11 protein-coding genes are annotated in these 7,238 nt (G+C 55.1%); 2 read left to right on the top strand and 9 right to left on the bottom strand.

The window, feature by feature from the left end:
- Positions 1-119 precede the first annotated feature (119 nt).
- Both P1U71_RS17315 and P1U71_RS17310 read left to right on the top strand, forming a co-directional pair.
- Complete coding sequence (locus tag P1U71_RS17315) at positions 120-311, top strand: hypothetical protein (protein WP_301106927.1); 192 nt, start codon at positions 120-122, stop codon at positions 309-311.
- Positions 312-386: 75 nt separating this feature from the next.
- A complete protein-coding gene (locus P1U71_RS17310; RefSeq protein ID WP_301106926.1) occupies positions 387-1,004 on the top strand; it encodes a glutathione S-transferase family protein in 618 nt (205 codons plus the stop codon).
- 49 nt (positions 1,005-1,053) lie between these two features.
- On the opposite strand, the gene P1U71_RS17305 is transcribed toward P1U71_RS17310, so the two are convergent.
- From P1U71_RS17305 to P1U71_RS17265, 9 genes are all read right to left on the bottom strand, one after another.
- A complete protein-coding gene (locus tag P1U71_RS17305) occupies positions 1,054-1,779 on the bottom strand; it encodes a hypothetical protein (protein ID WP_301106925.1) in 726 nt (241 codons plus the stop codon).
- An 8-nt stretch (positions 1,780-1,787) separates the two neighbouring features.
- Positions 1,788-2,288, bottom strand: coding sequence for a Panacea domain-containing protein (locus P1U71_RS17300; RefSeq protein ID WP_301106924.1), 501 nt, complete (start codon positions 2,286-2,288; stop codon positions 1,788-1,790).
- A gap of 103 nt (positions 2,289-2,391) precedes the next feature.
- Positions 2,392-2,991 (bottom strand): glutathione S-transferase family protein, encoded by a 600-nt coding sequence (locus tag P1U71_RS17295; protein ID WP_301106923.1) that lies wholly within the window; start codon positions 2,989-2,991, stop codon positions 2,392-2,394.
- A gap of 17 nt (positions 2,992-3,008) precedes the next feature.
- A complete protein-coding gene (locus P1U71_RS17290) occupies positions 3,009-3,398 on the bottom strand; it encodes an MAPEG family protein (RefSeq protein WP_301106922.1) in 390 nt (129 codons plus the stop codon).
- A 67-nt stretch (positions 3,399-3,465) separates the two neighbouring features.
- Positions 3,466-3,894 carry a PaaI family thioesterase gene (locus P1U71_RS17285; RefSeq protein WP_301106921.1) on the bottom strand — a complete coding sequence of 143 codons (429 nt, stop codon included), beginning with the start codon at positions 3,892-3,894 and terminating at the stop codon, positions 3,466-3,468.
- A gap of 49 nt (positions 3,895-3,943) precedes the next feature.
- Positions 3,944-4,696 carry a class I SAM-dependent methyltransferase gene (locus tag P1U71_RS17280; RefSeq protein ID WP_301106920.1) on the bottom strand — a complete coding sequence of 251 codons (753 nt, stop codon included), beginning with the start codon at positions 4,694-4,696 and terminating at the stop codon, positions 3,944-3,946.
- Between the two features lie 8 nt (positions 4,697-4,704).
- Positions 4,705-6,117 (bottom strand): FAD-dependent oxidoreductase, encoded by a 1,413-nt coding sequence (locus P1U71_RS17275; protein ID WP_301106919.1) that lies wholly within the window; start codon positions 6,115-6,117, stop codon positions 4,705-4,707.
- Between the two features lie 221 nt (positions 6,118-6,338).
- The gene (locus P1U71_RS17270; protein WP_301106918.1) at positions 6,339-6,953 is read right to left on the bottom strand and encodes a DJ-1/PfpI family protein; all 615 of its coding nucleotides are present in this window, start codon (positions 6,951-6,953) and stop codon (positions 6,339-6,341) included.
- A gap of 88 nt (positions 6,954-7,041) precedes the next feature.
- On the bottom strand, positions 7,042-7,238 hold a 197-nt coding region (locus P1U71_RS17265), incomplete at its 5' end, for a hypothetical protein (RefSeq protein ID WP_301106917.1).

Raw genomic sequence — 7,238 nt, 5'->3', positions numbered from 1 at the left:
CCCGGCGGATCGGGGCGGCGTAAAACCCGCCCCCTCGCCTCTTTACGTTAAGTTCACGATTTGGCCTTAATCTGCTCCTAAATGCAGCGTTCTTGAACGTGGAACCGGAGTTAGAGTAGATGGCCAGTCAGTCCCTCGACAAGCGCAAACGGGCAATTGCGCAGAACCTCATCGATACCTGCGGGTTGCAGCGCGCCTATCATGCGGCGCGGCAATATGGCTGGAACGATATCGCCGAGGAAATCAACGGCGAGATCGAGAAGAGCAGCCAGCACGGCCGCCGCCGCACCGACCCTCCCACCCAGCACTGATCCACCAGTTCCCATCCGTTATTGACAGCGCCCAGCCCTTGCGGGCATGGTTTTCAAAAACGGGGAGGATGAGGGATGAAGATATACTGGATAAAGGCGCAGGCGCCGATGCGCGTGCTCGCGCTGATCAAGCATCTGGGGGTGGCGGCGGAACTGATCCGCATCGATCCCGTGACGGGCGGCCTGCACACGCCGGAGTATAAGGCGCTCAACCTCAACCGCAAGGCCCCGACGATGGTCGATGGCGAGGTGACGCTCTGGGAATCATCGGCGATCATGGCGCATATCGCCATCAAGGCGGGCTCCGACATGTGGCCCACGGAAAATCTCGACGAGCAGGTGCAGGTCCTCCGCTGGCTCACCTGGAACGAGGGGCACTGGACCCCTGCCGTCGGCCCCTATTATGTCGAACATATCGTGAAGAAGACCTTCAATATGGGACCGCCCGACGCAAAGGTTCTGGAAAAAGCCGCGAAGAACTGCGTGAAATACGCAAAAGTGCTGGACGCGCATCTGGAAGGGCGTGATTTCGTCGCCTGCGACCGCCTGACCCTCGCCGATTTCGCCCTCGCCTCCATGGCCCGCTACTGGCGGGAGGCGGAAATGCCGTTCGAAGATTTCCCGAACATCACCCGCTGGCTCGACGGCCTGGCACACATCCCCGCCTGGAAAAACCCCTGGCCGGAGGAATAGGCGGCGCAGTGGCTCTTACTGACGTTATGGTTTTCTGATTAGACATTCATTAGGAGTCAAAAAGATCAATCTGTCGGCTATCCAGTATTTGCAAAACGTCCTTGTCTGTTTCCTCAGGTTCGCTCACAAGCTGATTTTGCGCCCGCAGAAATCCCTCCGCAAAGATTTCCAGCATCTCTGTCTTCTCAGAGTGACTTACTCTAGGGATATCACGAGCATCTTGAATAAATAACGCCCTCGCCCTATCTCCCTTTGGCGCGCTAAAATCCAATATTTCAAATTTCGCTTCATCAAGATCAGGGTCTTGAAGGAGCATTTCTTCTACAAGTGTAACGAATAAAGAAAGATTCTGTTCTTTGAGCGGATTTGTTCTCCAAAAACTAAACCACGGAAAACAAATTTGTCCTCCAACGCCGTATATGAGCGGTGGAGAAAACGGAATAACCAGATCCTGTCCGATTGGGTAATAACGCATCGCCACCGTTTGGTAAAAATTCGGAGACACTCCATCAAAATATTCTTGGATTAGAGGCAATACTTCCAAAAAATTATCACGTACATTTTCACGTTTAACTCCAATACTTATTCCTTCATATACTTGTTCAAATGACTGACCCAGCACCAGCAAATCATTTACCGCAGAAAAAAGCGGGATGTAGTTAAAGGTAGGAGAGTTTTTCGCCAGCCGTACTAATTCTTTTTGAATTTGTGTCGGATTCTCACGCCAATTTCTTGATAGATGTTGAAGGGACGGTATTTTAAGTTTCTTTACCAACTTTTACCTCATTGAATTAAATGTGGCTCTCGAACATTGGAATAGAAACCGCGAATTAAATCATCTTCTATTTTCATTCCAGGATTAACATTACCACCACTTTTCCAGACTTGATCCCATGGACCACCTTCAACATGACTGATCTCTCGCAGTTGCCATGCTGGAAAGCGACAATAAAAATCAATTACACTTCGCAACAATTCTTCAGTCTCATAGTTGAACTCATACTGAGCAATAATACTACACCCAGTAAATCTATCGAGTTGGGTAGCTCGCTTTGTAATTGGTTGGTCTCCTAGAGAACTAAATTCCCGATATAGATATTGTAAAACCGGACCGTGTTTCCACGCTTCGAATTTATGCCGGACAAGCGGACGATCAAGTTTTACCAAAGACCAAACATGACAAAAATAAACGATCTTCTGTAGCGAGAGATTTGTCGCTGAATAACCCCTCTCGTCACAGTAATCTAAAATAAAATTTGCTACAGATCGCCCATCGTAAGTCATTGATCACCATTTCTTTAAATTACTAGCACAAAACATGAACGTCAAGGAAATATCCCAATTTTTATAATTTTGCTACTACATATTGTAGCACTTAGGAAAAATCTCACCCGATCGGGACATATCCGGGCTGCTGCTTCACACGGTCGATCCAGTCCAAAACTGCGGGGAAGCGGGAGAGGTCGAAATCCCCTTCCGCCGCCACATGGGTGTAGGCAAACAGCCCGATATCCGCAATGGAATAGCTCTCGCCGGTCAGGAAGGGGGTTTTTGCAAGCTGCGTTTCCATCACTTGCAGAGCCTTGTATCCCCCGGCCATCTTGGATTGCAGCGTTTCCTCCATCTCCGCCGGGCGGCCAAGATAGCGGATGATATAACGCGCAACGGCGATATAGGGCTCATGGCTGTATTGCTCGAAAAAGAGCCATTGCAGAACACGGGCCTGCGCGAGTTTATCCGCCGGGAAAAGGGCCGTATCGCGGGCCAGGAAAAAGAGGATCGCGTTGGATTCACTGAGGCATGTGCCATCTTCCAACTCCAGCAACGGGATTTTCCCGTTCGGGTTTTTCGCGAGGAAATCCTCCGTATGGGTTTCCTTTTTCAGAATATCAACCGGTCGCCAATCATAAGCGTGCCCACATTGCTCCGCCGCCAGCTTGGCCTTGTAACAATTGCCGGAATTCACATCGCCATAGATCGTCAACATGCCCGCATCCCGCCCCCTCAAATCAGATAGGTATAGAGCAACCAGAGACTGGCGATCAGCAGGACGAGGAGGGAAAGCACCGCGCCGATCTGGCGGAAGCGGAAACTTGCGTTGGCGCGGCTGATGCCGATGGCGTGAAGGCACCGGCCGGCCACCAGCATCACCCCGAGCACGGCCACCACATAGATGCTGACGGCGCGCATTTCGAGGAACGCCATCAGCAGCAGCGAGATCGGGACATATTCGATGAAATTGCCATGGGCGCGGATTGCTCCCTGCAGCCCCGGATCGCCCCCATCGCCGAGCGAGACCTTGGCCCGCCGCCGCTCCAGCGAGGTGCGGAGGCTCAGGAAGAAAAAGATCAGCCCGAGCAGGGCCGCGAATATCGGTGTCATTGTCACATGCATGGTTATTTTCCCCGTTGATCCGCGCCCGTCTCGCGGCGCGTGTCTATCATGCACCTATTGCGGGGGGTCAGACAAGCTTGAAGGAGGCGTTGGCCCGCGCGATCAGCTTTTCCTCCCCGCCCTTTGTTGCCACCACCTTCATCTCGGTAAAGCCGATGGAACGGCCAATTTTCAGCACGCCCGCGCGAAATTCCAGCCAGTCGCCGATTTGGGCGCTGTCGATATAGTCGGTGGTCATGCTGAGCGTCACGGCGCTTAAGCTGTCGTTACCGAATTTCTCCCGCGCCTTCAGGACAAGGGACATGCCCATGGTATTATCGGAAAGCGAGGCGATCAGCCCGCCATGGGCAAATCCCCGGCCATTGCAATGGGCCTCCCGCACCTCTATGCCGAGGATGCCGCCGTCCGCCGCCATTTTTACGTAGATCGGCTCCCACGGATCGGTGAGCGGGCTCTTGCGCGGGCTTTTCGTAAAACCGTCGGGTATGGTGCTCATTGTTGTTGTTCCCTTGCCATATTGCGCCCCCTCAAAAAGAGTACAGCATTTATTTCCCTTTGTACCGCGTCCTCGCCGAGACAATCCGGTAGCCCGCATCGAGGGCGGGAAGGTCGAGAATGGATTTATTTTTTTCTGCCCAGCTGCCGCTTTCAAGGTCGTCTTTCAGCCGCGCAAGCGGGCCCTCTATGCCGGAGACCTTGGAGAAGGCGGAAATCGACTGGCGGACGCGGGGGTCGAGATAGGCGGCGGGCCGTTTCCAGAAGGCCGCGAGAAAGCCATCGATGCAATCTTCCGGGATCATCACGGGGGTGACCTCGACCTCGTCAAAATGCGCCCTGAAGTCCTCAATAGAGGGAAAGATCGCGAGATCGTTGCGGTAGATGTCGGGGAAATAGTCTTGTGTGAGCCAGAAGGGCGGCGCGGTCGCCTCAAGGGTCAGGGTCACGAAGCCCTCCGTCGCGACGCGGTTGATCTCATCAAAGGCCGTCTCCCGGTTCGTCCAGTGATGCAGGGAGAGGACGGTCATCGCATGGGAGAAGGCCCCGTCCTCGAACGGCAGCCTGTCCGCCGCCGCGCGCACCACCTCGGCCGCGCCGGGCTTACGCTGCGCAATCATCTCCGATGAGGGCTCGACCGCCACCAGATCGGCGCCGTCCGGCTCATAATTCCCGGTGCCGGCGCCGATATTGACGATCCGCGTCGCGCCTTTGAGGTGAGCGTACAGCCGGGCCGCGATCCTCGGCTCGGTCCGCCTCTGGGCCGCATAGTCGATGCCGATATCGTCATAAAGCGCTTTCATCCGCTTCCTCAGGATTGGGCAATATGATTGGCCAGGCGCAAGCTCAATTGGACAATGGGAAGTGTGGGGTTGCTGTATCCGCCCGTGGCGAAGACGGAGGAACCGGCAATGTAGAGATTATCGGTATCGTGAACGCGGCAGTTCAGGTCGACGACGGATGTCTCCGTGCTCTCGCCCATTCTGGTGCCGCCCATATGATGATATTCGCCCAGATCCTCAGGCTCGGGAAACGGCCTGTCGTCGAGCACCCACCCGTCAAGCCGGAGCCGTCCGTGATCCTGATCGATCAACCATTTATTAAAGGCCCGCGCGGCGGCGGCAACCGTGCGCTTTTCGAGCGGGCTCTTCTTCCAGTACAGAACCGGCCTCGGTTTGCCGAATTTATCCTTCTCGGTCCTGGAGAGGGTGATCCTGTTGGACCGCACCGGCAACTGTTCGCAGGACACTTCGAAAATTGCTCCGCAGGCGAGATTTTTCCCGACCAGCCCCGCCATTTTCTCCCCGATGCTCGGCGCAACGCACAATAAATCCGTTACCAGCTGTTTTGTGGTCGATTTGGGGACGCCAATTGTCCTGAGGACGCAGTTGAGGATTTTTTCCTCCCTTTGCGTTTCATCCGCAAGAACAAATGCGTTTCTCTCGACAATGTCGCTATCCACCAGCGCCTCGCCCAGAATATATTCCAGATGTTCCATCCAGTAGTTGCCGACGGGAAGCGCGCCGTCATAAAGCGCATCGCCCTGGTTCTGGTGCAGCCATAAAAGAATACGGCTGTTCTCGATGCCGCCGGTGGCCAGCACGAATTTATCGGCGCGAACGGTGAGTTCCTTGCCGTTATAGGATTTGAAAATCGCGGCGGAGATATTCCGGTCGTTAACAACGACATCGACAATATTCGCGTTCAGCATGAGCCCGATCGTATCGGACGCCTGAAGTGCCGCCCGGTATTTTTCGCCGAACCGGGTCGGCGGCGAGACCTTGTAATTGACCGACTTGATACCCGCCACATAGTCACTGTCGTAAAAGACGGGGTCGATATCGAGGATGCCGCAGGCCTCATCCAGGAACGGATCGAGATCCGTTTTGCTGATCGGCCATTTAAGTTCCTCGGAAATAAACGACCGGTCGAAATCGATCGAATCGAAGGTCCGGCAGTCGCCCGCCCAGTGGTTCGTCGTGCCCCCTAGATACCGCAGCCGCGCAATCTCAAGATCGAAATACGGGTCCCCCCGCACCTCACCTTGATACACTTCCTGGGATATTTCCGAATACTCAAACCCGCCCGCCTCACACAGGGTGACCGTCTTCCCCAGCGCCGCCAGTTTAAGGGCAATCGAAATGCCCGCCGCGCCGGCGCCGACGATGCAGACATCACTTTCAATAACCGACCCTTCATCCGCGCCCTCAAGGTCGGAGATCATCAGATATCGCCCTCTTTAAGCAACCAGTTCGAGCGGGATGAATTTGCCGATGGGGCGGCAAACACCCGCTTTGGAAGGGAAGAGGAAAGCACCGCAAGGGAGGTCACGCAAAAAGAAAAGAGGAATTTTCGCCGTGTAAGCAAGATGATAGTCCGGACAACATTATGAAACAGGGCTTCACTTTTGCGCTTTTTTCGCCTCTAAATCAACTTAAAGATCAGTCAGGCGGCTTTTTCCGCAGACAGGTACGGCGTGATATTTTGCCGGGCGCGCTTGAGAAATCCGTCCTTCTCGCCGACCGGCGCAAAATAATGAAGCGCCGTTGACGCCGTCTCCATCCCGTCCAGCATGGCGATGGTCCAGCCGGTGAGATAGGCGGAGCCGAGACAGCCGCCCGCCGTCGCCACATTGCCATGGGCGACAAGCGGCTGGTTCAGAACTTTGATGCCGACGTCCAGCACCCACTGCTTGGTGGCGCTGTCGGTGCAGGCGGGCACCCCGCCCAGCAGCCCGAGCTTCGCCGCCATCAGGGTGCCGGAGCATTGCGCGGCAATCACCTGACGGGCGGGGTCAAGTTTGATGCGGCTCATGATGCTCTCATCCTCGACAATCTGGCGCGTCATCGAGCCGCTGCCGATCATCACCGCATCGGCGTCGCTCGCCTCTTCCAGCGTGGATTGCGCGCGGATGGTAAGACCGCCCATGGACGTCACCTCCGCCTCCGGGCAGCAGACGGTGATCTCCCATCCCGGCTTTTGCAGCCAGTGCAGCATCCGGAAGGCGACGAGGGAATCAATCTCGTTAAAGCCCTGAAAGGTCAGTATCGCTATTTTCATCTGTTTGCTCCGCTTCAGCCAGAGTGTCAATCTATCCCGAGGGGCGGAGAATGCGCAACCCAAAGCTGATGCAGGGACAGGCCGGGGCCTATTCTGGCAGGAAACTCAGCTGGGCAATTTTAACAGGATCGCCGAATAATGTGACGGAAAGGATCAAAGCCGCCACCGCCACCAAAGAGATATAAAACGGTTTGGGCGTGATCAGCGTGCGATTTCGAAACGGCTGTTCGATGCAGAAATAGGACATCACCGCCAACAGAAACGATACGATGATCCAGCCGACCT

The sequence above is a fragment of the Sneathiella sp. genome (assembly GCF_029233945.1).
GTDB lineage: Bacteria > Pseudomonadota > Alphaproteobacteria > Sneathiellales > Sneathiellaceae > Sneathiella.
Note: the sequence above shows the minus strand (reverse complement) of the source record. Positions and strands in the feature narration are given on the sequence as shown.